At 72.2% G+C, this 23,209-nt stretch carries 19 protein-coding genes; 9 read left to right on the top strand and 10 right to left on the bottom strand.

The genetic code is table 11. The features are described 5' to 3' along the window. Window positions 1–54: 54 nt before the first annotated feature. The 4 genes from ACZ59A_RS21945 (at window position 55) to ACZ59A_RS21930 (ending at window position 3,464) form a co-directional block, all read left to right on the top strand. Window positions 55–1,347 (top strand): replication initiator, encoded by a 1,293-nt coding sequence (locus tag ACZ59A_RS21945; RefSeq protein WP_470961766.1) that lies wholly within the window; start codon window positions 55–57, stop codon window positions 1,345–1,347. Further along, window positions 1,340–1,579 (top strand): helix-turn-helix transcriptional regulator, encoded by a 240-nt coding sequence (locus ACZ59A_RS21940; protein ID WP_470960829.1) that lies wholly within the window; start codon window positions 1,340–1,342, stop codon window positions 1,577–1,579. The genes ACZ59A_RS21945 and ACZ59A_RS21940 overlap by 8 nt, the downstream gene beginning before the upstream one ends. Then, complete coding sequence (locus ACZ59A_RS21935) at window positions 1,579–2,817, top strand: tyrosine-type recombinase/integrase (protein WP_470960827.1); 1,239 nt, start codon at window positions 1,579–1,581, stop codon at window positions 2,815–2,817. The genes ACZ59A_RS21940 and ACZ59A_RS21935 overlap by 1 nt, the downstream gene beginning before the upstream one ends. A gap of 440 nt (window positions 2,818–3,257) precedes the next feature. Next, the gene (locus ACZ59A_RS21930) at window positions 3,258–3,464 is read left to right on the top strand and encodes a hypothetical protein (protein ID WP_243146156.1); all 207 of its coding nucleotides are present in this window, start codon (window positions 3,258–3,260) and stop codon (window positions 3,462–3,464) included. Window positions 3,465–3,564: 100 nt separating this feature from the next. Here ACZ59A_RS21930 and ACZ59A_RS21925 read toward each other — a convergent pair whose 3' ends face one another. Beyond that, window positions 3,565–4,326, bottom strand: a complete 762-nt coding sequence (locus tag ACZ59A_RS21925) for a phosphoglyceromutase (RefSeq protein ID WP_468049756.1) — start codon at window positions 4,324–4,326, stop codon at window positions 3,565–3,567. Window positions 4,327–4,467: 141 nt separating this feature from the next. Between ACZ59A_RS21925 and ACZ59A_RS21920 the strand changes: the two genes are divergently transcribed. Continuing rightward, complete coding sequence (locus ACZ59A_RS21920) at window positions 4,468–5,751, top strand: MDR family MFS transporter (protein ID WP_470960824.1); 1,284 nt, start codon at window positions 4,468–4,470, stop codon at window positions 5,749–5,751. Window positions 5,752–5,849: 98 nt separating this feature from the next. On the opposite strand, the gene ACZ59A_RS21915 is transcribed toward ACZ59A_RS21920, so the two are convergent. The 3 genes from ACZ59A_RS21915 to mshA form a co-directional block, all read right to left on the bottom strand. Further along, window positions 5,850–7,526 (bottom strand): glycoside hydrolase family 55 protein, encoded by a 1,677-nt coding sequence (locus ACZ59A_RS21915; protein ID WP_470960822.1) that lies wholly within the window; start codon window positions 7,524–7,526, stop codon window positions 5,850–5,852. Between the two features lie 129 nt (window positions 7,527–7,655). Beyond that, window positions 7,656–8,168, bottom strand: coding sequence for a type III secretion system chaperone family protein (locus ACZ59A_RS21910; RefSeq protein ID WP_470960820.1), 513 nt, complete (start codon window positions 8,166–8,168; stop codon window positions 7,656–7,658). Beyond that, complete coding sequence (gene mshA, locus ACZ59A_RS21905) at window positions 8,161–9,522, bottom strand: D-inositol-3-phosphate glycosyltransferase (RefSeq protein ID WP_470960818.1); 1,362 nt, start codon at window positions 9,520–9,522, stop codon at window positions 8,161–8,163. The genes ACZ59A_RS21910 and mshA overlap by 8 nt, the downstream gene beginning before the upstream one ends. 189 nt (window positions 9,523–9,711) lie before the next feature. On the opposite strand from mshA, the gene ACZ59A_RS21900 reads away from it, so the two are divergent. Continuing rightward, window positions 9,712–10,527: a methyltransferase domain-containing protein gene (locus ACZ59A_RS21900; RefSeq protein ID WP_470960816.1), complete on the top strand. Its 816-nt coding sequence runs from the start codon at window positions 9,712–9,714 to the stop codon at window positions 10,525–10,527. A 111-nt stretch (window positions 10,528–10,638) separates the two neighbouring features. On the opposite strand, the gene ACZ59A_RS21895 is transcribed toward ACZ59A_RS21900, so the two are convergent. Further along, window positions 10,639–11,817, bottom strand: a complete 1,179-nt coding sequence (locus ACZ59A_RS21895) for an ROK family protein (protein ID WP_470960814.1) — start codon at window positions 11,815–11,817, stop codon at window positions 10,639–10,641. A 116-nt stretch (window positions 11,818–11,933) separates the two neighbouring features. Here ACZ59A_RS21895 and ACZ59A_RS21890 point away from each other — a divergent pair, with 116 nt between their 5' ends. Next, window positions 11,934–13,403, top strand: coding sequence for an APC family permease (locus ACZ59A_RS21890; RefSeq protein WP_470960812.1), 1,470 nt, complete (start codon window positions 11,934–11,936; stop codon window positions 13,401–13,403). Between the two features lie 18 nt (window positions 13,404–13,421). Here ACZ59A_RS21890 and ACZ59A_RS21885 read toward each other — a convergent pair whose 3' ends face one another. Continuing rightward, window positions 13,422–14,294 (bottom strand): helix-turn-helix transcriptional regulator, encoded by an 873-nt coding sequence (locus ACZ59A_RS21885; RefSeq protein ID WP_470960810.1) that lies wholly within the window; start codon window positions 14,292–14,294, stop codon window positions 13,422–13,424. A gap of 143 nt (window positions 14,295–14,437) precedes the next feature. Here ACZ59A_RS21885 and ACZ59A_RS21880 point away from each other — a divergent pair, with 143 nt between their 5' ends. Further along, window positions 14,438–15,466 carry an aldo/keto reductase gene (locus ACZ59A_RS21880; protein ID WP_470960808.1) on the top strand — a complete coding sequence of 343 codons (1,029 nt, stop codon included), beginning with the start codon at window positions 14,438–14,440 and terminating at the stop codon, window positions 15,464–15,466. Between the two features lie 137 nt (window positions 15,467–15,603). On the opposite strand, the gene ACZ59A_RS21875 is transcribed toward ACZ59A_RS21880, so the two are convergent. The 4 genes from ACZ59A_RS21875 to mshD all read right to left on the bottom strand — a co-directional run bounded on the left by ACZ59A_RS21875 (window position 15,604) and on the right by mshD (window position 21,153). Next, window positions 15,604–16,041 carry an NUDIX hydrolase gene (locus ACZ59A_RS21875; RefSeq protein ID WP_470960806.1) on the bottom strand — a complete coding sequence of 146 codons (438 nt, stop codon included), beginning with the start codon at window positions 16,039–16,041 and terminating at the stop codon, window positions 15,604–15,606. Window positions 16,042–16,075: 34 nt separating this feature from the next. Further along, on the bottom strand, window positions 16,076–17,665 hold the full coding sequence (locus tag ACZ59A_RS21870; RefSeq protein WP_470960804.1) for a CHAD domain-containing protein: 1,590 nt from the start codon (window positions 17,663–17,665) through the stop codon (window positions 16,076–16,078). A gap of 91 nt (window positions 17,666–17,756) precedes the next feature. After that, window positions 17,757–20,006 carry an RNA degradosome polyphosphate kinase gene (locus ACZ59A_RS21865; RefSeq protein WP_470960802.1) on the bottom strand — a complete coding sequence of 750 codons (2,250 nt, stop codon included), beginning with the start codon at window positions 20,004–20,006 and terminating at the stop codon, window positions 17,757–17,759. 214 nt (window positions 20,007–20,220) lie between these two features. After that, on the bottom strand, window positions 20,221–21,153 hold the full coding sequence (mshD, locus tag ACZ59A_RS21860) for a mycothiol synthase (protein WP_470960800.1): 933 nt from the start codon (window positions 21,151–21,153) through the stop codon (window positions 20,221–20,223). Between the two features lie 224 nt (window positions 21,154–21,377). Here mshD and ACZ59A_RS21855 point away from each other — a divergent pair, with 224 nt between their 5' ends. Beyond that, window positions 21,378–23,189: a bifunctional metallophosphatase/5'-nucleotidase gene (locus tag ACZ59A_RS21855; protein WP_470960798.1), complete on the top strand. Its 1,812-nt coding sequence runs from the start codon at window positions 21,378–21,380 to the stop codon at window positions 23,187–23,189. The last annotated feature ends 20 nt before the right edge of the window (window positions 23,190–23,209 follow it).

Genomic DNA, 23,209 nt, shown 5'->3' with positions numbered 1-23,209 from the left:
CGCACCACCCCGCCGCCGCTGCCCCAACTCGGCAACCTGGCGGCGCTCGGCACCATGCCCGCACTGCTCCGCCAGCTCTCCGGCCTCGGCGGCTGCACCACCCCGATCCGCCTCGACGGCCACCGCACCGAACACCACGTCAACCGGCACACCGGCGAGATCGGCCGCGTCCTCCGTCACTTGGACTCCACCGAACTGCCCGCCGGGCAGCTCCTGGTCCGCTGCAACAACCGCCGCACCACCCGCTGTGCTGCCTGCGCCGAGACCTACCGCCGCGACACCTTCCACCTGATCACCGCCGGACTGCGCGGCGGCAAAGGCACACCGGAAGACGTCGCCACGCACCCGCGCGTCTTCGCCACCTTCACCGCGCCCAGCTTCGGCCCCGTCCACAACCGCCTTACCGGCCCGGCTGGCACCGTCCGTCGATGCCGCTGCGGCATCCGCCACGACCAGGAGGACGACGCCCTTGGCACGCCACTCGCCCCGCACCGGTACGACTACGAATCCGCGGTGCTCTGGAACGCCCACGCGGGCATGCTCTGGCGGCGCTTCTCGATCTACCTGCGACGGGAAGTCGCCAAGCGGGCCGGACTCAGTCAGCGAGCCCTCCGCGACCACGCCCGGCTCTCCTTCGCCAAGGTCGCCGAGTACCAGAAGCGTGGCGCCGTCCACTTCCACGCCGTGATCCGCATCGACGGCCCCGGCGGCGGTGACACTCCGCCTCCGGCCTGGGCCACGGTCGAGCTGCTGACCGACGCCATCCAGGCGGCTACGCCCAAGGCACAGGTTGCCGGTCCGGTCATCGACGGACGGGCCCACACGTTCGCCTTCGGTGACGAACTCGACGTGCGGCCCATCCGAGGCGCCGACCTCAACGGCGGTCAGGAGCTGACCGACCGGGCCGTGGCCGCGTACATCGCCAAGTACGCCACCAAGGGCGCCGAGACAGCGACCGGGGCCCTGGACCGGCCCATACGGCTCATCGCCGAAGTCGCCCAGCTCGACATCAGCGAGCACGCCCGCCGCCTCGTCCGCACCGCCTGGGCGCTCGGCGCGCGCAAGGACCTGGAACACCTCCGGCTCCGCGCTTGGGCTCACATGCTCGGCTTCCGGGGCCACTTCTCCACCAAGTCGCGTCGCTACTCGACCACTCTCGGCGCGCTCCGCGACGCCCGCGCCGCATGGCGCCGTACCCAAGCCGCCGCCGAGCTGGAGCAGGACGAGACCACGCTCGTCCTCGCCCACTGGGCCTACGCCGGTACCGGCCTCACCCCCGCCGAGGAATGGCTGACCGTCACCATCACCCCCGCTCCTGGAACAGAAGGAGAGCCCACCCATGGCTAGCCGACGCCTCGCTGTCGCAGAAGTGGCCGCTGAGTTGCGTGCCTTGCCATCGCGGTACCTGACTCCTGAGGACCTGGTGGCGATGTTCGACCTGCCCAGCGTTGAGACGGTCTACCAGTGGCGCCGCAAGCGCACCGGTCCGCGCGGCTTCCGGGTCGGTCGGCATCTGCGCTTCGACCCCGTGGACGTCCGGGCCTGGGTCGAGTCCCTGCGGGAAGGGGCTGTCGCCTGATGGCCGGGCACGTCCAAGACCGCTGGTACAGAACCGAAACCGGCCTGGACGGGAAGGTACGCAAGGTCAAGACGGAGCGCTACGGATCGGGACAGCGTTACCGCGCTCGCTACGTCGGTCCGGACGGCACGGAGAAGTCCAAGAGCTTCCCCGACCGGCAGAAGCGGCTTGCCGATCAGTGGCTCGCCCACGTAGAGGCAGATATGGCGCGGGGGCAATACATCGACCCCCGCGCCGCCCGGATCACCTTTCAGCAGTATGCCGAGCGCTGGGTGGCCGCCCAGGGAGCCGACCCGAACACCCAGGCTTCGATGGAGTCACAGCTCCGCCTGCACGCCTTCCCGTATCTGGGAGCGCGTCCGCTCGGTTCCTTCCAGCCTGCGCACATCCGGGACTGGGTGCGTCAGCTTCAGGAGAACGGCGTCCGGGGGTCGTACGCGCGGACGATCTACTCCAACGTGCGTGCCACCCTGAGTGCGGCAGTGGACGACGGGCACCTTCCCCGGAACCCGTGCGCCGCCCGCTCGGTCCGGCCACCGACCGTCGACACGAAGCGTGTGATCCCGTGGACGCCGGAACGGCTCTTCGCCGTCCGGGCCGCCATGCCGGAGCGCTATCAGACCATGGTCGACCTGGGTGGCGGCTGCGGGCTCCGTCAGGGCGAGATCCTGGGCGTGGCCGTCGACGCAATCGACTTCGAGTCGGACACGCTCCACGTGGTCCAACAACTGAAGCTGAGTCGCAGCAAGGCCGTGTTCGCCCCGCCCAAGGGCGGCAAGCTCCGGGACGTACCGCTGCCCGGACCGGTCGCCGACGCGCTCAGGGAGCACATGGTGCGGTTCCCACCGGTCGAGATCACCTTGCCGTGGAAGGTGGCGGACGGGCCCCCGGTGACCAAGCGACTGATCTTCACTGGGCCGCGTGGTGGGCACGTCTGGCGTACGTCGCTCAACGAGGAAGCGTGGAAACGGGCGCTGGCCATGGCAGGGGTCATCCCGGTGCCCGAGCGAGGTCAGCCGTACGCGGAGTCCCGCGAGAACGGCATGCACGCGCTACGCCACTTCTACGCGTCCGTGCTCTTGGACGCCGGAGAGAGCATCAAGGCCCTCGCCGAGTACCTCGGCCACTCGGACCCAGGCCTGACGCTCCGCGTGTACGCACACCTGATGCCGTCCAGCCGGGAGCGCACTAGAAAGGCCGTCTCCACCACCTATCAGAGACTCGACAAGCAGAATTAGTAGCAAGCTAGTTAGCCCAGCAGGGAGCTCAATAGGGAGCTCGATACGTAGCTCAATAGCTAGCTCAGTAGGCAGCTCGATAGGTATCTCAATAGGAAGCTCAATAGGAAGCTCGATACGTATCTCAATACGTATCTCAATAGCTAGCTCAGTAGGGAGCATGCGCACCGCCGCGTCCCCTGCAGGGAACCTCAGGGAACCTCAGGGAACCTCAGGGAACCTCAGGGAACCTCAGGGAACCTTAAGGACTGTAAGGAAAACGGTGGAACACTCGGGACGGGCAACCTGCCCATACCCTCGGGCGCGAGCAGCATGGCTTTTCAGCTGCACATTTGTGCGCCGGATGAGAGCTATGAGAAAGTCTCAGCGGCATAAGAATGCCGCCCCGGCATGGGCGGCATTCGTCTCCATTGCCACATTCTCAGCAATCACCTGGACAAGTGAAGCGAACACAGCTGGAGGGCTCCATGGTCCCACGCGTCGGGGTAACCGTCGACATCCACCCTCGCGATCTGCCGATCGCGCTCATCGGTACGGCTGGCGGCGCGTTCGCCCTGTGGGCCAACGCCCCCGCCGAGATCGCCATCCCGACGGCCCTGCTGATCGTCTTCGACATCCGCATCCGCCGCTGGCGCCGACGCACCTGACGGCCCGATCAAGCAGCTGACGGCCCACAGGCGGCCCCAGGATGCCAACAAGCCCCTCACCTGCCGCCAAATCGCAGGTGAGGGGCTTGATCGTTCCGTGTTACTTCTTCTTGCCCTGGTTCTTTACCGCCTCGATCGCGGCCTTCGCGGCCTCCGGGTCGAGGTAGGTGCCGCCCGGGTTGGTGGGGCGGAAGTCGGCGTCGAGCTCGTAGGAGAGCGGGATGCCGGTGGGGATGTTGAGGCCCGCGATGTCGGCGTCGGAGACGCCGTCGAGGTGCTTGACCAGGGCGCGCAGGGAGTTGCCGTGGGCGGCGACGAGGACGGTGCGGCCGCTGAGGAGGTCGGGGACGATGGCGTCGTACCAGTACGGGAGCATGCGGACGACGACGTCCTTGAGGCACTCGGTGCGGGGGCGCAGCTCCGGGGGGATGGTGGCGTAGCGCGGGTCGGCGCTCTGGGACCACTCGGTGCCGTCCTCCAGCGGGGGCGGCGGGGTGTCGTACGAGCGGCGCCACAGCATGAACTGCTCCTCGCCGAACTCGGCGAGGGTCTGGGCCTTGTCCTTGCCCTGGAGGGCGCCGTAGTGGCGCTCGTTGAGGCGCCAGCTGCGGGCGACCGGGATCCAGTGGCGGTCGGCGGCCTCGAGGGCGAGCTGCGCGGTGCGGATCGCGCGCTTCTGGACGGAGGTGTGGACCACGTCGGGGAGCAGGCCGGCGTCGCTCAGCAGCTCACCGCCGCGGACTGCCTCCTTCTCGCCCTTTTCGTTGAGGTTCACGTCCACCCAGCCGGTGAACAGGTTCTTCGCGTTCCACTCGCTCTCGCCGTGGCGGAGGAGGATCAGCTTGTACGGTGCGTCGGCCATGCGGTCGAGCCTACTGGACCGGTCGGAGGGGGCCGATTGACGGACCTGGTCAATTGAGTGGCGGGCGGGGGGCGGGGTCTGTAAGTTGCGGGCACGGTCAGCGCCACTTACATGGGGCGCGCATGCGTCGGGGGGTCCGCGATGTCCAAGGGTCGGTTGAGACAGGCCGCGAAGGAGAGCGTCTCGGGGCTGCCCCGGGCGTTCTGGTGGCTGTGGACGTCCACGCTGGTGAACCGGCTGGGTGGGTTCGTGGCGACGTTCCTCGCGATGTATCTGACGGTGGAGCGCGGCTACTCCGCTACGTTCGCCGGGCTGGTCGGGGCGCTGCACGGGCTGGGCGGGGTGGTGTCGGCGGTGGCCGCGGGGGTGCTCACCGACCGGCTCGGGCGGCGGCCGACGCTGCTGGTGGCGCAGGTGTCGACGGCGGTGACGGTGGCCGTGCTCGGCTTTGTGCAGGATCCCGTGGCGATCGCGGTGGTGGCCTGCCTGGTGGGCATGGCGAGCAACGCGTCGCGGCCCGCGGTGCAGGCGATGATGGCCGACATCGTCGCCCCCGAGGACCGGGTCCGGGCCTTCTCGCTCAACTACTGGGCCATCAACCTGGGCTTCGCGTTCTCCGCGATGGCGGCGGGGCTGCTGGCCCGGAGCGGCTATCTGACGCTGTTCCTGGCCGACGCGGGGATGACGCTGCTGTGCGCGCTGATCATCTTCGTCAAGCTGCCGGAGTCCCGCCCGGCGGGGAAGGGCACCGAGCACGGGGAGGAGGGCAAGCGGGTCGGGCTCGGGACGGTGCTGCGGGACCGGCGGTTCATGGCCGTGGTCGCGCTGACGTATCTGCTCGCGACCCTCTTCCAGCAGGCGTACGTCGCCATGCCGGTGGCGATGGGCGCGGACGGGCTGTCCAGTACGGACTACGGGTTCGCCATCGCGGCCAACGGGGTGCTGATCGTGGCCCTGCAGATCCCGGTCACGCGGTTCATCCAGCACCGGGACCCGATGCGGCTGCTGGCGCTCGCCGCGCTGCTGACCGGGTACGGCTTCGGGCTGACCGCCTTCGCCGGATCGGTGGGGATGTACGCGCTGGCCGTCTGCGTCTGGACGCTCGGCGAGATCATCAGCTCGCCGACCCAGATGGGTCTGGTGGTGCGGCTCTCCCCGGTCCATGGGCGGGGCCGCTACCAGGGGATGAGCGTGCTGGCGTGGTCGCTCGCCTCGCTGACCGCGCCGCTGGCGGGCGGTGCGGTGATCGACCGCTTCGGGGCGGACACGCTGTGGGCGGCGAGCGCGGCGGTGGGCACGGTGGCCGCGGTCGGCTACGCGGTGTTGGGGCGGCGGCTCCGGGCCGACGAGGCGGATAAGGCGAAGAGAGCGGCAGAGGTGCCTGTCCCGGTGATGCGGGACGTGGACGCCGGGGTGGCGGGCTGACCCTGGTGGTTCGTACGGGCGCGGTGCGCGCCGCGGGGGTATGCGCACCGCGCCCGGCGTCAGCACGGGGCATCAACACACCGCATCAGCGCACGGCATCACCGCAGGGCGCGCTGCGCCTCGTACAGATTGCGCGGGTGGACGGCCTCGGGGTGGCCGTAGGACTCGATACGGGAGTGGAGCGGACCGCTGAAGTCCGGTACGTCGGTCTGGCCGAACTCCCGGACCTCGCTGATGCCGACCGTCGCGCTGTACGGGGCGATTCCGTCGATCCTGACGCAGCCCGCGCGCTGGTTGATGACGGTGACGTTCCAGTGGGTGAACCGGGCGCCGTACAACGGGCCCGCGCTCGCGTCGCCGCCGTGCGCGCCGGTGTTGTCGACGGTGATCTCGGTGCGGACGTTGGCGAACGGCATGCCGCGGTGGGTGTCGAAGGTGCCCATCTCCATCCGGCCGCGTGACCAGACGTTGTAGCTGGACAGACCCTCGACGTTGATGCCGTGCAGCTGTGTCCCGGCGGGCGCGGGCACGGTGCGCCGCGCGAGGACGAAGTCCTCGACCAGGTTGTCGTGCGAGCCCTCGCGGCAGCAGTACGGATGGTGGCTGCCGCGCCCCGAGACGGTGACCCGGCGCAGGGTGCACGCCTTCGCGGCGACGAGCAGGAAGCCGTTGTCGACGTTGTTGACGGTCACGTCGTCGACCCAGCAGTCCCACGCGCATTGCAGGGCGACGCCGTTGTAGCCCTTGTCGAGCAGATGCTGCGCCTGGGGTGTCTCGATGACGTCGAGGGTCAGCCCCTCGACACCGGAGCCGGTCAGCGGCCGGACGAGGGTGGTGAACCGCGGCTTCCACTCGGGCCGGGCGTCGAGCGGCAGCGGACGGTCGAGGGTCACCCGGCGGCGGCGCCGGTCGACGGCGGTGATGCGGCACGGCCATTCGTACGGGACGTACGAGGTCAGCTTGGTCTTGTCGGCCCACGCGTACCCGGCGGCGCCCTCGATGTCCCCGGCCATGTGCCGGAGCAGGGTGTGCGCGCCGTCGTCCGCGAGCTGGAACAGCACCCGGTCGCCGCGCCGGAGGGCGGCGGTGCTCTCGACGGGCACGGACCAGTCGCCGCGCCGGGCGGGCCGGTCGACGGCGGCCAGCGGGCGCCACTGGTCGCGCAGGTTGCCGGTCCAGCCCTCGAACGGCCACGCCTGGGCCCTGATCGCGGCGGTGAGGGAGCGCCAGCGGGCGTCCGGGCACATCCAGATGAGGCCACCGGCCCAGGACCAGGACGACTTGGTGCCGCCGTACCGGCTGCCGTACGGCCCGATCAGCTCGGTGAGGTTACGGGTCGCGTGCAGCGTGGTCCGCCCGCTGCCCGCGCCGCGCAGCACGACGTTGTCGTAGCCGATGCGGATGATGCCGTCGACGCGGTACGTCCCGGGCGGCACCACCACCGTGCCCCCGCCGCGCCGCCCGACGGCCTCGATGGCCCGGTTGATCGCGGGCGCGGCGTCGGCCGAGCCGTCGGGCCGGGCGCCGTAGCGCCGTACGTCGGCGGCGACGGGGTAACGGGGCAGATCCGCGCGCCCGCCACGGAATCCGGCGCGGCCGACGTAGGGGATCTGCGGGTGGCGGTACGGGTCTGCGCGGAACTCGCGCCACAGTGCGGAACCCGATCGGTCCGATGCCGCGGCGGCGGGTGCCGCGCCCAGCACACCCGCCGCGGTGCCCGCGGCCGCCCCCGCCGCCGCGCCGAGGACCGTGCGTCTGTCGATTTCCCTGTCCATGAGGCCCACACCTTCCATGGATGTGAACGTCGTTCAGATGAGCGACGGGCGTGAGCATGCCACGGCATCCCTCGGCGCGGAAGGGGCTGGGACGAAAGGACGAAGCCGGTCATTCGGACCGGGGAACGGTCACTCGGCGGCGACGTCGCGGGTCAGGTTGGTGAATGCTTCGAGGTTTCGGGTGGATTCGCCGCGGGAGGTGCGCCAGGCGTATTCCTTGCGGATGGCGGTCGCGAAGCCCATCTCCAGCAGGGTGTTGAAGCTGCCGTCCGCGTTCTCCAGCACCGTGCCCAGCAGGCGGTCCAGTTCGTCCGGGGTGACGGAGGCGAGGGGGAGGCGACCGGCCAGATAGATGTCGCCGAGCTGGTCGATCGCGTAACTCACCCCGTACAGGCGGGTGTTGCGCTCCAGCAGCCAGCGGTGGACGGCCGCGTGGTTCTCGTCCGGGTGGCGGACGACGAAGGCGTTGATGGAGAGCGAGTGGCGGCCGACCCGCAGGGAGCAGGTCGTCGACAGCTTGCGGGTGCCGGGGAGCTTGACGACGTACGTGCCGCCCTCCGGGCTCTCCCACTCCAGCTCGGCGTCGTTCAGCGTCCGTTCGATGACGGCGCGGGGGTCGGCCTGGGGGGTGGTGTCAGCCATGGGCCGATCGTAGGTGACGCCGCTCCCGCATCGCGTCCATGTAGACCTCGGCCGTCGCCGCCGCGGCCGTGTCCCAGCCGAAGGACTGGGCGTGGCGGGCGGCGGCCGCGCCCATGAAGGCCGCGCGGCCCGGCTCGTCGGCGAAGGGGCGCAGGGCGCGGGCGTAGTCGGCGGGGTTGTGGCCGTCGACCAGGGTGCCGCTGACCCCGTCCCGTACCGCCACCGGCAGGCCGCCCACCGAGGCCGCGACCACCGGGGTGCCGCATGCCTGCGCCTCGACCGCGACCAGGCCGAACGATTCGCTGTACGACGGCATCACCAGCACCGAGGCCGCCCGGTACCAGTCCGCCAGCTCGTCCTGCGCGACCGGCGGCTGGAAGCGGACGACGTCGCTGATGCCCAGGCGCGCCGCGAGCTTGTGCAGCCGCTCGGGCTTGGCGAGGCCGGTGCCGCTCGGTCCGCCCACCACGGGGACGACGATCCGCTCGCGCAGCGACGGCTGCTCCGCCAGGAGGTGGGCGACCGCGTGCAGCAGGATGTCCGGGGCCTTCAGCGGCTGTATGCGGCCCGCGAAGAGCGGGATCAGCGCGTCGGGCGGCAGCCCGAGCCGGGCCCGGGCGGCGGCGCGGCCGTCGGCGGGGCGGAACCGGTCCAGATTCACCCCGGGGTGGACGACGGCGACCAGGTCGCGGTCCGCCTCGTAGTGGCGCACCAGCTCCTCCGCCTCCTCGGCGGTGTTCGCGATCAGCCGGTCGGCGGCGCTGACGATCTGCTGCTCGCCGATGACGCGGGCGGCCGGTTCGGGGGTGTCCCCGGCGGCGAGGGCGGCGTTCTTGACCTTGGCCATGGTGTGCATGGCGTGCACCAGCGGCGCCCCCCAGCGCTCGGCGGCCAGCCAGCCGACGTGGCCAGAGAGCCAGTAGTGGGAGTGGACGAGGTCGTAGTAGCCGGGCCGGTGCCCGGCCCACGCCTGCATCACCCCGTGGGTGAACGCGCACAGCTGCGCCGGAAGCTCCTCCTTGGCCAGCCCCTCGTACGGGCCCGCGTCCACATGGCGCACGAGCACGCCCGGCGTCAGCTCGACGGTCGGGGGGAGCGCGCCGGTGGTGGCCCGCGTGAAAATCTCCACCTCGATGTCGATGGCGGCGAGGCGGCGGGCCAGCTCGACGATGTACACGTTCATGCCGCCCGCGTCGCCGGTGCCGGGCTGATGCAGCGGCGAGGTGTGCACGCTGAGCATCGCGATCCGCCGCGGACGTCGTGAAATGCGCCGAAGGCGCTGGTGGGGCGCGCCGCCGAAGGGCGTATGGGACCGGCCACGCAGGCCGCCGAGCCGGTACACGTGCTGGCTCACCGCGCGATACCTCCTTTTCGGGGCAAGCTTTCCCCTGCTGCTTCCCCTCCGAGGCGACAACACCGGAACCAGCCGTTCCCATTTCCGTTTTGCCAAAGCGTGACCTGCGGAAATCGCGCGGAGATCGTTTATGCCCGGTGCGACCACACATGGTCAGAGCACAGCCACGCAGCGCATAGGCTGCTCGCCATGAAAGCCCGCGTGCCTCCGCCCGTCCGCCCCATCGGATCGGCCACGCGCGGGACCACCAACCCCAACCGGCTGCGGCGCATGGACCGGTGGATCGCCGCCGTCCACGGCACCACGCTGCGGCGCGCCGAGACGGCGGTGGCCGTCGACCTCGGGTACGGGGCCGCGCCCTGGACCGCCGTGGAGCTGCTGCACCGGCTGCGGACCGTACGGCCCGGGGCGCTCGTGGTCGGGCTGGAGATCGACCCGGCGCGGGTCGCCGCCGCGAAGCCGTACGAGCGGGACGGGCTCACCTTCGCGCACGGCGGGTTCGAAGTGCCCCTGCCGGGCGCACGGCCCGTGCTCATACGGGCGGCGAACGTGCTGCGGCAGTACGACGAGCACGAGGTCGCGGACGTATGGCGGCTGCTGTGCGCGCGGCTGGCGCCCGGGGGCGTGCTGGTGGAGGGCACCTGCGACGAGGTCGGCCGACGGCACGTCTGGGTCGCGCTCGGCCCCGCGGGCCCCCGTACGGTCACCTTCGCCGCCCGGCTCGGGTCCCTGGAACGCCCGTCCGACCTGGCCGAACGGCTCCCGAAGGCGCTCATCCACCGCAATGTGCCGGGCGAACCGGTGCACGCCTTCCTCCGCGACTTCGACCGCGCCTGGGCGGCGGCCGCGCCCTACGCCAGCCTCAGCGCCCGGCAGCGGTGGATCCGCAGCGCCCAGGCGCTGCGCGCGGCGGGCTGGCCCCTGGCGGACGGGCCCACGCGCTGGCGCCAGGGCGAGATCACGGTGCGCTGGGATGCGGTGGCCCCGCGCGGCACCCGCGGCTGACGGCGCGCGCCTCGTCCGACCGCTCCGACCGCTCCGGGCGCTCCGGGCGCGCGTACGGGCGCTCCGGGCGCGCGTACGGGCGCTCCGGGCGCGCGTACGGGCGTACGGGCGTCAGTCGGCCTCGCGGGAGCGGGTGAAGACCCGCTCGCGGGCCTCTTCCGTCGCCGTCGCCACCGCGCCGAGCAGCACCGCGTCCTCGCCGAGGGTGCTGGCGCGGACCCGCGGGCGCAGCGGGCCGATCCGGTGGAGAGTCGTGGTCACCGGGGGCAGCAGCAGGTCCGCTCCGCCGCCGAGGCCGCCACCCAGGACCACCAGGTCCGGGTCGAGTACGGCGGCGACGGCGGCGATCACATGGGCCAGCCGCTCCGCCTCCTGGCGCACCGCCGCCACCGCCGGTTCGACGCCTTCGCGCGCCGCGTCGAAGACGTCCTTGGCGGAGCCGGGGTGGGCCATGCCCAGTGCGCGCGCGGTCCGGACGACCGCGCCGCCCGCCACCGCGTCCTCCAGATCCCGCCCCCCGTTCGGCAGCGTCGGCAGGAAGCCGATCTCGCCCGCCGCGCCGTGCGCGCCCGTGAAGAGGCGGCCGTCGGCGACGACGCCCATGCCCAGGCCCGTGCCGACCATGACGAAGACGAAGAGCCTGCTGCCGCGGCCCGCGCCGAAGGTGTACTCGCCCAGCGCGGCCAGGTTGGCGTCATTGTGGACGGACAGCGGCGTGCCCAGCTCCTCGCGCATCCGGTCCAGCAGCCCCGCCCGCCCCCAGCCGGGGAGGTTCACCGCGTACCGCACCCGGCGCCGCTCCGGGTCGTACACGCCGGGCGCGCCGACGACCGTGTGCGCGACCAGCGCCGGGTCCACCCCGGCGTCCGCGAGGACTCGGCGGGCGGCGGCGACGGTGAGGTCGGCCATGGCGGCGGCGCTGCGGCCGCTGTTGCGGACGTCGGACCGGGCGACGACGGTCCCGTCCAGATCGGCGGCGGCCACCCGCAGCCAGGACCGGCCGATGTCCAGGCCGAGGACGTACCCGGCGGTCGGGTCGGGTTCGTACAGCACCGCGACCCGCCCCCGCTCCGGCGGCGCCTGCCGTCCGGCCTCCCGGACGAGCCCCGCCTCCGCCAGGGCGGCGAGCGCGGTGGAGACGGTCGGCTTGGACAGGCCCGTGTCGCGGGCGAGCTGGGCGCGGGAGGCGGGTCCTTCGGCGCGGAGCCGGGCGAGGAGGAGGCGTTCGTTGTTGCTGCGCAGCCGCTGCCGGTTCCAGGGGCGGGCGTCGTCACCTGCCACATCGGTCATCGCGGCGCCTCCCCGTCTCCCCGGCCATCTCTCCGGGCTGCTCCAAGAGCCTTGGGCATGACCCTTGACGGCATCAAGTAAGGCTCCTTAACTTAATCCATCCTACGGAGGTGGACATGTCCGGCACCGGGGGCGGATTCGTCCGCCGCATCGGCCTCTTCCAGGCCACCGCCATCAACATGAGCCAGATGTGCGGCATCGGGCCGTTCGTCACCATCCCGCTCATGGTCGCCGCCTTCGGCGGGCCGCAGGCCGTCGTGGGCTTCGTCGCGGGCGCCGTGCTCGCCCTCGCGGACGGGCTTATCTGGGCGGAGCTGGGTGCCTCGCTGCCCGGGGCCGGGGGCAGTTACGTCTATCTGCGCCAGGCGTTCCAGTACCGCAGCGGCAAGCTCATGCCGTTCCTCTTCGTCTGGACGGCGATGCTGTTCATCCCGCTGATCATGTCCACGGGCGTGGTCGGCCTCGTGCAGTACCTGGGCTATCTGTGGCACGGCATGACCCAGACGCAGGGGGATCTGGTCGGGCTCGGCGTCATCGCGCTGGTCATCGGGCTGCTGTGGCGCGGGGTCGAGCACATCGCGCGGATCACCGCCGTGATGTGGTGCGTGATGATCGCCTCGGTGGTGCTGGTGATCGCGGCCGCGTTCAGCGACTTCGACCCGGGGCAGGCGTTCACGTACCCCGCGCACGCCTTCGACCTGGGCAGCGGCCACTTCTGGACCGGCTTCGCGGCCGGGCTGACCATCGGCATCTACGACTACCTCGGCTACAACACGGCCGCGTACATGGGCGCCGAGATCAAGGACCCCGGCCGCACCCTGCCGCGTGCGATCGTCGTCTCCATCCTCGGCATCATGGGCATCTACCTGCTGCTCCAGATCGGCACCCTCGGCGTCGTCGACTGGCACCAGATGCTCGACCCGAACTCGGTGGCGTCCCAGTCCGTCGCCTCCGCGGTCCTGGAGGAGACCTGGGGGAAGACCGCGGCGAACGTCGTCACCGTCCTCATCCTCATCACCGCCTTCGCGTCCGTCTTCGCCGGGCTGCTGGGCGGATCGCGGGTGCCGTACGACGCGGCCCGCGAGCGCGTCTTCTTCCGCCCGTACGGCACGCTCCACCCACGGCACCGCTTCCCGGTGCTGGGACTGGCGACGATGGGCGTGGTGACCGCGGTGGGCTTCCTCATCGGCCGCCACACCGATCTGGCCACGCTCATCCAGCTGCTGACGACGGTCATGGTGATCGTGCAGGCGCTGGCCCAGGTCCTCGCCGTCACCGTGCTGCGCCGCCGCCAGCCGACGCTGCGGCGGCCGTACCGGATGTGGCTCTACCCGCTGCCGAGCGTGGTGGCGCTGGTGGGCTGGCTGGTCATCTACGGCTACGCCGACAAGAACTCCCCCGGGCGGCACCCCATCGAATGGTCCCTCGCCTGGGTCGCCGCGGGGTGCGTGGCGTTCGTGCTGTGGGCGCGGACGGAGAAGGTGTGGCCGTTCGGCCCGAAGGAGATCAGCGAGGAATACCTGGCAGAGGGGGCCGGGGGCGACCCCGACGCGGCGGGGGCGCCGGGCGGCACCGCCAAGGCGTGACGGGCCGGGGCGCGGGATTCAGGCCCGCGCCCCCGCCGCCGCGTCCGCCTTCGCGTCCAGCCCCGCCGCCAGGGCCCGCAGCGCCTTCTCCGACGCGGACCCCTTCTCCGCCGTGTACGTGCACAGCATCTGCCCCGGGTCCCCCGGCAGCACGAGCGCCTCGTACGTCATCACCATCTCCCCCACCTCCGGGTGCAGATACCGCTTCGTACCGCGCGTCCGCTCCTGCACCGCCTGTGCCTCCCAGCGCCGCCGGAACTCCTCGCTCCGCTCCCGCAGCTCCTGGATGACCTGGCACAGCCGCTCGTTGCCCGGCATGCGTCCGGTCTCGGCGCGCAGCCCGGCCACCGTGTCGTCGGCGACCTCGGACCAGTTCGGGTGCAGCACCCGCGCCCGGGGATCGAAGAAGATCAGAAAGGCGCCGTTGCGCTCCTCCTCCGGCATCTCGTCGAAGTGGAGGCCGATGCGGCCGCCGAGCCGGTTCCAGGCCAGGACGTCCTGGCCCGGGCCGAAGACGAAGGCCGGAACCGTATCGTCCATCACCTCCAGCAGCCGCAGGACCTCCGGCCGCACGCGCGGACGCGGTTCCGGGTCCGCGCGGCCGTGCCGCCGCGGCAGGGTGATGTTGCGCAGATAGGTGTGCTCGGACGGGGTCAGCCGCAGCGCCCGCGCCAGCCCGTCCACGACGGAATCCGAGACAGCCGGGGCGCGGCCCTGTTCGATGCGGGTGTAGTAGTCGACGCTGATCCCGGCGCGCTGCGCGACCTCCTCGCGGCGCAGGCCCCGCACCCGGCGCCGTACGACGCCCTCCGGCAGCCCGACCGCGGCCGGGTCGAGCGCGGCGCGCCGCGCCTTGAGGAACGCCTTGATCTCCGGTTCGGAATGGCCCATCGGCCCATTATCGGGGCGTCCGGCCGGGTCTCCCCCGGGTGGTTCCGGCAGACCCAGGTTGGGCCGGGCCTGGTCCGGTACTCGCACCGGGCGAAGGCTGGGCCCTGCACGGACTCGGCAGGCACACAGCGAGAGGCACCCCCATGAAGCGCAGGATTCTCGGCGGCACCGGCATTTCGGTCAGCGAATACGCCCTGGGCGCGATGATGTTCGGCGCGATCGCCAACCGGGACCACGACGACTCCGTACGGATCATCCACCGCGCCCTCGACGCGGGCATCAACTTCGTCGACACCGCCGACATCTACTCGGCGGGCGAGTCGGAGGAGATCGTCGGCAAGGCCCTCAAGGGCCGCCGCGAGGACGTCGTCCTGGCGACCAAGGCCCATGGCTCCATGGGCGACGACGAGAACCACAGCGGCAACTCGCGCCGCTGGATCACCCGCGAGATCGAGAACAGCCTGCGCCGCCTCGGCACGGACTACCTCGACCTCTACCAGATCCACCGCCCCGACCCGACGACCGATGTCGACGAGACCCTCTCCGTCCTGTCCGACCTGGTCCGGGCGGGCAAGGTGCTGGCCGTCGGGTCGTCCACCTTCCCGGCGGAGCAGATCGTGGAGGCCCAGTGGGTGTCCGAGCGGCGCGGCCACGTACGGTTCCGCACCGAGCAGCCGCCGTACTCGATCCTGGCGCGGAGCGTGGAGGCGGCGGTGCTGCCGACCGCGCAGAAGTACGGGATGGGCGTGCTGAGCTGGGGCCCGCTCTCCGCGGGCTGGCTCTCGGGCCGCTTCACGAAGGCGTCCGACATCGACCTGTCGGACGGCAGCCGGGCGGCGCTGGAGCGGTTCAAGTTCGACCCGTCGCTGCCGGAGAACGCCCGGAAGCTCGAAGCCGTCGGCGAGCTGAGCAAGCTGGCCTCCGACGCCGGGCTCTCGCTCCCGCACCTGGCCATCGCGTTCGTACGGGCCCACCCCGCCATCACCTCGGTGATCATCGGGCCGCGCACGATGGACCAGCTGGAGGACCTGCTCGCCGGGGCCGAGGTGGAGCTGAGCGCGGACGTACTGGACCGGATCGACGAGATCGTGCCCCCAGGCACGGACCTCAACCGGGCGGACAGCTACTACGTCCCGCCGTCCCTCGCCGACAAGGGCCTGCGCCGACGGTGACGCTGACGCTGACGCGGCGTGGCGGGTCCGGGGCTGCGGCCGGTGGATGTCCCCCGGCCCGCCCCGATTCGTGCACCGCCGCGCGGCGGTGCACGGCCCCCGCCGACCTCGGCCAGGCCGGGGGCGCGGGCCCTCGCTCAGGGCGGGTCCAGGGTGGTGAGCAGCGCGTCTACCAGGGTGCGGTCGTGGGGGTAGGTGAGGCGGGTGCGGGCTGCTTCCGGGGGGAGCCAGAGCAGGCGGTCGACCTCGCGGTTCGGCACGAACGTCTCGTCGGGGACCGCCTCGGCGGCCCAGTAGCGGACCTCCTTCGGGCGGCCCCTGGCGGCGTAGCGCAGGGTGGGCAGCTCCGCGCCGGGCGTGCAGCCCATCCCGGTCTCCTCCACCACCTCGCGCACCGCGCAGTGCAGCGCGTCCTCGCCGCGCTTCAGCTTGCCCTTGGGGTGCGACCAGTCGTCGTACCGGGGCCGGTGGACGAGGGCGATCTCCAGCCCACCACGCCGCGGGGGGTGCCTCCAGAGCACGCAGCCCGCCGCCAGCACGGTCGTCACATCGCCTCGCGCATCATCCTGGCTCATCCTGCCGTCTCGCCTCCCTGGTCGGCGTCCGTCGTCAGGAAGCCTGGCCCACGACCCGCCGCCATATCCGGCCGAACGCGAACCGGGCCGCCTCCACCTCGTGCCGCTGGTCGGCGTGGAGCACGCCGAGCGCGTACGCGGTCGCCGGGGCGATCCGCGGCGTACGGGCGGCTGCCGCCGCGGCGGCGGCCGCCTCGGCGGCGTCGCGGTGCCGCTCCAGCGCCTCCCCGGCGGCCTGCAGCCGCGTGGCGGTGGACGGCTCCGCGTCCGCCGACGCGGGCGGCGCCGCCATCAGCTCCAGCACCTCCAGCGCGTAACGCCGCATCCGCACCAGCCGCCGCACCTGGTGCCACGGCGCATCCTGCCGGTCGCTGGCGGGCGGCGAGTCGGCGGCGGGCGTCGCGGCGAGCCCGTGGACCAGCGCCTCCGCGTTGTACGGATGCCCCGCGCGGCCCAGCGGAAGCGCCTCCACCGCCTCGGTCAGCCGCCGGTTCGCCAGCTCGGCGAGCGGCGGCAGCACCTGCTCGGCGGGCCGCCCGGCGGTCGCCTCGTCGAGCGGCACCTCGGAGGCGAGGAACGCGACGGTGTCGGCGACCGCGTGGAAGCGGGACGAGCCGAGCGCCTGGAGCGCGGCGGTGTGCGCACGGGTCCGGGCCAGGGTGAGCTGACGTTCCAGCAATGCCCCGGCGCGGGCGGCCCCCACGGTCAGCGCCCCGCCCCGGGCCTCTTCCTGGTCCCCGGCCCGCTGGTGCGCCGCCGTACGCTCCTCCGCGGCGGAGCCGCCCAGGGCCCGGGACCCGTTCGCCCCGGCCGTACCCGCGCCCGCGCCCTCCGGGGCCCCCTCGTCGCCCCACTCCGCATACGGGCGGCGCGGCGCCGCCTCCGCGTCCCCGTCCGGGGCGCCGGACGCGGCGCTCCGCGCCCGGGCGGCGCGTCCGCCCGTCTCCGCCGTCTCCTCCGGGCCCGCGCCGCCGCGCGTGGCGACGCGCGGCGCGGGGTCCGGGGCTCCGGTGGCCAGGGAGACGCTGCGGCGGGCGGTACGGGACGAACGGGGCGTGGCGCCCGAGGGGCCGTCGGCCCCCGCCGTGACCCCGCCCCGCGCGGTGCGCGCCGCGAGAGTCGTGGACCCGGAGGCCCCCACAGCCTCCGGATCCACGCCAGTGGCCGCCGGTTCCCCGGTCGCCGCGTCCCCTTGCGGCGTCCGGTCCGGCGGTCCCCCCGCGCCCGAGAGCCGGTGCAGCGCGTCGCGCAGCCGGGCCAGCCGCCCGGCGTACGCGTGCTCCAGCGCCAGCGTGCCCGACAGCCACGCCAGCTCGGCGCGCAGCTGGTCGGACCAGGCCGTGTCGGTGACCGGGCGGTAGACGGAGAGCGCGCCGCTGATCCGGCGCGCGGCGCGGCGCAGCAGGCGGGCGGCCTCGGCCGCCTCCTCGACGTCGGCGCCGCTCTCGCCGTGCAGCCGCAGGCTGCGCAGGAAGTCCCCCGCCTGGGTGTGCAGATACTCCGACAGCACCTCGCCCGCGGTGGCGGCACCCCCGGGGACGGCACCCCCGGGGACGAGACCGATGGCGGGCGCGGACGCCGCCATGGGCCCCTCCGCCACCCGGTCCGCCGCACGCTTCGTCATGTCGTACCCCCCGGGACCCACGGCTGCGGCGGCGGTGCGGGGCGGGATACCGGGTGACCCGCCGGTCCCGGTAATCCCGACCAGCGGCAGGTCATGTCGTTGAACCACGCCGTCGCCTCCGGGCGTCTATGAGCGTCTCCTGTACGTTCCGCAGCGGCTGTCCGTCCGCGTCCGTCGCATGCCGGGTCCAGCCGCCGTCCGGGCCCAGGTGCCAGGAGGAGGTGGCATCCGACATGCCGGTCTCCAGCAGACGGTTGAGCGAGGCGCGGTGGGCGGGGTCGGTGACCCGCACCAGCGCCTCGATGCGGCGGTCCAGATTGCGGTGCATCATGTCGGCGCTGCCGAGCCACACCTCCGGCTCACCGCCGTTCCCGAACGCGAAGACGCGCGAGTGCTCCAGGAACCGGCCCAGGATGGAGCGGACCCGGATGTTCTCCGACAGCCCCTCGACGCCCGGGCGCAGCGCGCAGATGCCGCGCACCCAGACGTCGACCGGCACCCCGGCCTGCGACGCCCGGTAGAGGGCGTCGATGACGGCCTCGTCCACCATCGAGTTGACCTTGATCCGCACGGAGGCGGGCCGCCCGGCCCGGTGGTGCGTGATCTCCTTGTTGATGCGGGTGACGAGTCCGTCGCGCAGCGACTTGGGGGCGACGAGCAGCCGCCGGTAGTTCTCGCGCCGCGAGTAGCCGCTGAGCCGGTTGAACAGGTCCGAGAGGTCCGCGCCGACCTTGGGGTCGGCGGTGAGCAGCCCCAGGTCCTCGTACAGCCGGGCCGTCTTGGGGTGGTAGTTGCCGGTGCCGACGTGCGCGTAGCGGCGCAGCGTGTCGCCCTCCTGGCGGACCACCAGGGACAGCTTGCAGTGGGTCTTCAGCCCGACCAGGCCGTACACCACATGGCACCCGGCCTCCTCCAGCTTGCGCGCCCACTTGATGTTGGCGTGCTCGTCGAACCGGGCCTTGATCTCGACCAGCACCAGCACCTGCTTGCCGGACTCGGCGGCGTCGATGAGCGCGTCGACGATCGGCGACTTGCCGGACGTCCGGTAGAGCGTCTGCTTGATCGCGAGGACGTCCGGGTCGGCCGCGGCCTGCTCCAGGAACGCCTGGACGGAGGTCGAGAACGAGTCGTACGGGTGGTGCAGCAGCACATCGCGCTCGCGCAGCGCGGCGAAGATGTCGGGCGCGGAGGCGGACTCCACCTCGGCCAGATCGCGGTGGGTGCCCGCGACGTACTTCGGGTACTTCAGCTCGGGCCGGTCGGAGGCGGCTATGTCGAAGAGCGCGGTGAGGTCGAGCGGGCCGGGCAGCGGGTACACCTCGGCGTCGGAGACCTTCAGCTCGCGGACGAGCAGGTCCAGGACGTACGGGTCGATCGACTCCTCGACCTCCAGCCGCACCGGGGGCCCGAAGCGGCGCCGCAGCAGCTCCTTCTCCAGGGCCTGGAGCAGGTTCTCCGCGTCGTCCTCCTCGACCTCCAGATCCTCGTTGCGGGTCACCCGGAACATGTGGTGCGCGAGCACCTCCATGCCGGGGAACAGCTCCTCCAGATGCGCCGCGATCACGTCCTCCAGCGGGACGTACCGGTGCGCGGATGCCTCCAGGAACCGCGAGAGCAGCGGCGGCACCTTCACCCGCGCGAAGTGATCGTGCCCGCTGACCGGGTTGCGGACCACCACGGCGAGGTTCAGCGACAGCCCCGAGATGTACGGGAACGGATGCGCCGGGTCCACCGCGAGCGGGGTCAGCACCGGGAAGATCTGCTGGCGGAACAGGGTGAAGAGGCGGGACTGCTCCTTCTCCGTGAGGTCCGCCCAGCGGATCAGATGGATGCCCTCCTCGGCGAGGGCCGGGGCCACGTCCTGCTGGTAGCAGGCGGCGTGCCGGGCCATGAGCTCCCGGGACCGGGTCCAGATCTGCTCCAGCACCTCCCGGGGCTGGAGCCCGGAGGCGGAGCGGGTGGCCACGCCGGTCGCGATGCGCCGCTTGAGGCCCGCGACCCGCACCATGAAGAACTCGTCCAGATTGCTGGCGAAGATCGCGAGGAAGTTCGCCCGCTCCAGCAGCGGAGTCGCCGGGTCCTCGGCCAGCTCCAGCACCCGCTCGTTGAACGCCAGCCAGCTGCGCTCACGGTCCAGGAACCGGTTGTGGGGCAGCTCGGTGCCGTCCGGGTCCGTGCCGCCGTCCTCTTCCTCGTAGGTGTCCGGATCGGCGTCGAGATCGGGATCCAGCGCCCGTACGGGAGGGGCGGCCACCGCGTGCGGGCGGTGCGCCGCGATGGACCCGACCGACGGCTGGGGCTGGGGAGCGTTGACCGGTGCCTGACCGCTGGACTCGTTCATGACCTCATTGTTCCGCGCCGCGGCGACACGCGGCGTGGCGGAAGGCGGCGCGGAAGCGGCACGGAGCCTCCGGTTCGAGGGTTCGGGCACAGCGGACTGCATTCAGTGATGCTTGCAACCGAGATTGAACCGTCGGTAACGGAGACATGGCGCTTAGGAAATCGGGACTCGACCCACAGGAGTCCCGACCGCCCCTCCCGGAGGCTCCCTGCCCTCAGGTTTCGGTTCGATACATCAGATCCGTCTCATGCGTGACAAAGCCGAGCCGGTCGTAGACGGACACCGCGGCGAAGTTGTCCGCGTCCACGTACAGCATCGCGGTCGGCAGTCCCCGCGCGGCCAGATGCCGGAGCCCGACCGCGGTCAGCGCCCGGCCCAGACCGCCGCCCTGCGCGTCCGGCCGCACCCCCACCACGTACACCTCGCCGAGCCGCTCCTCGGCGTGCACCTTCGTCCAGTGGAAGCCGACGATCTCGCCCGCGCGCTCGGCCAGGAAGAACCCGGCGGGGTCGAACCAGTCCTCACCCTTGCGGTCGTCCAGGTCGCGCTGGGTGAGCGAGCCCTGCTCAGGGTGGTGGGCGAAGGCGGCGGCGTTCGCGGCCAGCCACGACGCGTCGTCCTCACCGGGCCGGAAGGTCCGTACGGTGACGCCCTCCGGCAGCGTCGGCTCCGGGATCCCCAGCTCGTCCGGCGACCCCAGCGGGCGCCGCATCTGCCGCAGCTCGCGGAACAGGGTCAGCCCCAGCACCTGCGCCAGATGCCGCGCCGAGGCGTGCCCGCCGTGCGCCCACACCCGCAGCCGCTTCCCGGACTCCTTCAGCAGCGTCACGCCCAGCGCCCGGCCGTGCCCCCGGCCGCGGTGCGCCGGACCCACCACCAGCTCGGCCGCCGGGGCCTCCACGGGATCGGTGTCCTCCAGCTGCGCGTAGCCCACCAGCTCCCCGCTGGGCTCGCGCAGCACCAGATGGCGCACCCCCTCCCGGCGCCCCCGCAGCTGCAACCGCCCCTGCTCCGACACCGCCTGCTGCCCATCGGCGCGCGCGGACTCGGCGATCAGCCGCAGCACGTCCTCCACCACGTCGGGGGCCAGCTCCGCCAGCACCTCGATCCGACGTGCACCAGGCGTCTCGTTCACCACGTCATCCATGGGACCGAGCCTACGACCGCCCCCTCGTCCGGAACGCTGCCGGACTCCCCGTCCCGGGCGGGTCACCCGGCTGCCCGATCGCCACCGGGGCGCCCCCGACGCGGACACCACCCCGAGAGTTGGCCACCGGCAACCAGCTCGTAACCTCCATCCCCCTGCCCCGCTACGCGCGTTGACCGTAAGCTGCGGCCCACCAATCACCACGGGGCACACAAGGGGACGACATGTCAGCGAGACCTCAACGGCGCGGAGCGGCACGCAGATTGGCCACGGGCGTCGCGGTGCTGGCCGCCGCGGCCGGGGTGCTGTCCGCCGCGAACCCGGCCGGGGCCGACACCCGGGGGCACCACCGGCCCGCCCGTACCGTCGACGTACAGCTGCTGTCCTTCAACGACCTGCACGGAAACCTGGAGCCCCCGCAGGGCTCCTCCGGCACCGTCACCGAAACCCAGCCGGACGGCAGCACCAAGGCCATCCCGGCGGGCGGCGCCGAATACCTCGCCACCGCGCTCCGCCAGGCCCGCAAGGGCCACGAGTACTCCGTCACCGCCGCCGGCGGCGACATGATCGGCGCGAGCCCGCTGATGTCCGGCCTCTTCCACGACGAGCCGACCATCGAGGCCCTCAACAAGCTCGACCTCGACGTCACCTCCGTCGGCAACCACGAGTTCGACGAGGGCCGCGCCGAGCTGACGCGTATGCAGAAGGGCGGCTGCCACCCCAAGGAGGGCTGCTACGAGAAGGGCAAGACCTTCCGCGGCGCCTCCTTCCCCTACCTGGCCGCCAACGTCACCGACGAGAAGACCGGCAAGCCGGTCCTCAAGCCGTACACGGTGTGGCGGCACAAGGGCGTGAAGGTCGGCTTCATCGGCGTCACCCTGGAGGGCACGCCCGATGTCGTCACCGCCGAGGGCGTCAAGGGGCTGAAGTTCCACGACGAGGTCGAGACGATCAACAAGTACGCCAAGGAGCTGCAGCGCAAGGGCGTGAAGTCGATCGTCGCCCTCATCCATGAGGGCGGCCAGCCCGCCTCCGCCGCGTACAACGACGACTGCGACAACGGCGGTGCGGGCAAGGGCATCTCCGGCCCCATCGTCGACATCGCCAAGCACGTCACCCCGAAGGTCGACGCGCTGGTCACCGGCCACACCCACCAGGCTTACGCGTGCACGGTCCCGGACCCCTCCGGCACCCCGCGCACCGTCACCTCCGCCGCCTCCTTCGGCCGCCTCTACACGGACACCACCCTCACCTACGACCGCCGCACGAACGACATCGTGCGCACCACGGTGAAGGGCGCCCACGCGGCGAACCACGTGGTCGACCGCGACCGGCCCAAGGCCGCCGACATGACCTCGCTCATCGGCCGCTGGAACAAGCTCGCCGCCCCCATCGCGAGCAAGCCCGTCGGCTATGTCTCCGCCGACATCAACGGCCGCGGCTCGGGCGCGTACGAATCCCCGCTGGGCGACGTCATCACCGACGCCCAGCTCGAAGCGCTCGCCCCGGACGGCAAGGGCGGCGCCCAGATCGCCCTCATGAACCCCGGCGGCATCCGCTCCGACCTCGCCCACAAGGCGTCCGGCGGCGAGGGCGACGGGGTCGTGACGTACGGCGAGGCGTTCACCGTGCAGCCCTTCACCAACATGATGAACGTCATCGACCTGACCGGGGCCCAGCTCATCACCGCGCTCCAGCAGCAGGTGAGCGGCTCCAACGAGGCGTCCCCCAAGATCCTCCAGGTCTCCAAGGGCCTCACCTACACCCTCGATCTGACCAAGTCCGGCAAGGACCGGATCGTCACCGGCACGGTGAAGCTGAACGGCGAGCCCCTCGACCCCGCCAAGACCTACCGGGTCGCGATGAACGAATTCCTCGCGGGCGGCGGCGACGGCTTCCCCGCCTTCAAGGACGGCAAGAACAAGCTCGTCGGCGCCTCCGACCTGGAGGCGTTCACGGCCTACCTGGGGGCGCACTCGTCGGCGTCCACTCCCCTGGACCCGCCGAAGGCGGACCGCATCACCATCGTGAAGTGACCGCATCGTGAAGTGACCGC

This window comes from Streptomyces sp. NPDC040405 (assembly GCF_055595765.1).
This window is presented reverse-complemented; position numbering and strand designations above follow the sequence as displayed.

What these genes read in the sequence shown, in the direction of transcription:
- ACZ59A_RS21945 (WP_470961766.1), top strand. Translation starts at nt 55, where the DNA reads ATGCCCGCACTGCTCCGCCAGCTCTCCGGCCTCGGCGGCTGCACCACC.
- ACZ59A_RS21940 (WP_470960829.1), top strand. Translation starts at nt 1,340, where the DNA reads ATGGCTAGCCGACGCCTCGCTGTCGCAGAAGTGGCCGCTGAGTTGCGT.
- ACZ59A_RS21935 (WP_470960827.1), top strand. Translation starts at nt 1,579, where the DNA reads ATGGCCGGGCACGTCCAAGACCGCTGGTACAGAACCGAAACCGGCCTG.
- ACZ59A_RS21925 (WP_468049756.1), bottom strand. Translation starts at nt 4,326, where the DNA reads ATGGCCGACGCACCGTACAAGCTGATCCTCCTCCGCCACGGCGAGAGC.
- ACZ59A_RS21920 (WP_470960824.1), top strand. Translation starts at nt 4,468, where the DNA reads ATGTCCAAGGGTCGGTTGAGACAGGCCGCGAAGGAGAGCGTCTCGGGG.
- ACZ59A_RS21915 (WP_470960822.1), bottom strand. Translation starts at nt 7,526, where the DNA reads ATGGACAGGGAAATCGACAGACGCACGGTCCTCGGCGCGGCGGCGGGG.
- ACZ59A_RS21910 (WP_470960820.1), bottom strand. Translation starts at nt 8,168, where the DNA reads ATGGCTGACACCACCCCCCAGGCCGACCCCCGCGCCGTCATCGAACGG.
- ACZ59A_RS21900 (WP_470960816.1), top strand. Translation starts at nt 9,712, where the DNA reads ATGAAAGCCCGCGTGCCTCCGCCCGTCCGCCCCATCGGATCGGCCACG.
- ACZ59A_RS21895 (WP_470960814.1), bottom strand. Translation starts at nt 11,817, where the DNA reads ATGACCGATGTGGCAGGTGACGACGCCCGCCCCTGGAACCGGCAGCGG.
- ACZ59A_RS21890 (WP_470960812.1), top strand. Translation starts at nt 11,934, where the DNA reads ATGTCCGGCACCGGGGGCGGATTCGTCCGCCGCATCGGCCTCTTCCAG.
- ACZ59A_RS21885 (WP_470960810.1), bottom strand. Translation starts at nt 14,294, where the DNA reads ATGGGCCATTCCGAACCGGAGATCAAGGCGTTCCTCAAGGCGCGGCGC.
- ACZ59A_RS21880 (WP_470960808.1), top strand. Translation starts at nt 14,438, where the DNA reads ATGAAGCGCAGGATTCTCGGCGGCACCGGCATTTCGGTCAGCGAATAC.
- ACZ59A_RS21875 (WP_470960806.1), bottom strand. Translation starts at nt 16,041, where the DNA reads ATGAGCCAGGATGATGCGCGAGGCGATGTGACGACCGTGCTGGCGGCG.
- ACZ59A_RS21870 (WP_470960804.1), bottom strand. Translation starts at nt 17,665, where the DNA reads ATGACGAAGCGTGCGGCGGACCGGGTGGCGGAGGGGCCCATGGCGGCG.
- ACZ59A_RS21865 (WP_470960802.1), bottom strand. Translation starts at nt 20,006, where the DNA reads ATGAACGAGTCCAGCGGTCAGGCACCGGTCAACGCTCCCCAGCCCCAG.
- mshD (WP_470960800.1), bottom strand. Translation starts at nt 21,153, where the DNA reads ATGGATGACGTGGTGAACGAGACGCCTGGTGCACGTCGGATCGAGGTG.
- ACZ59A_RS21855 (WP_470960798.1), top strand. Translation starts at nt 21,378, where the DNA reads ATGTCAGCGAGACCTCAACGGCGCGGAGCGGCACGCAGATTGGCCACG.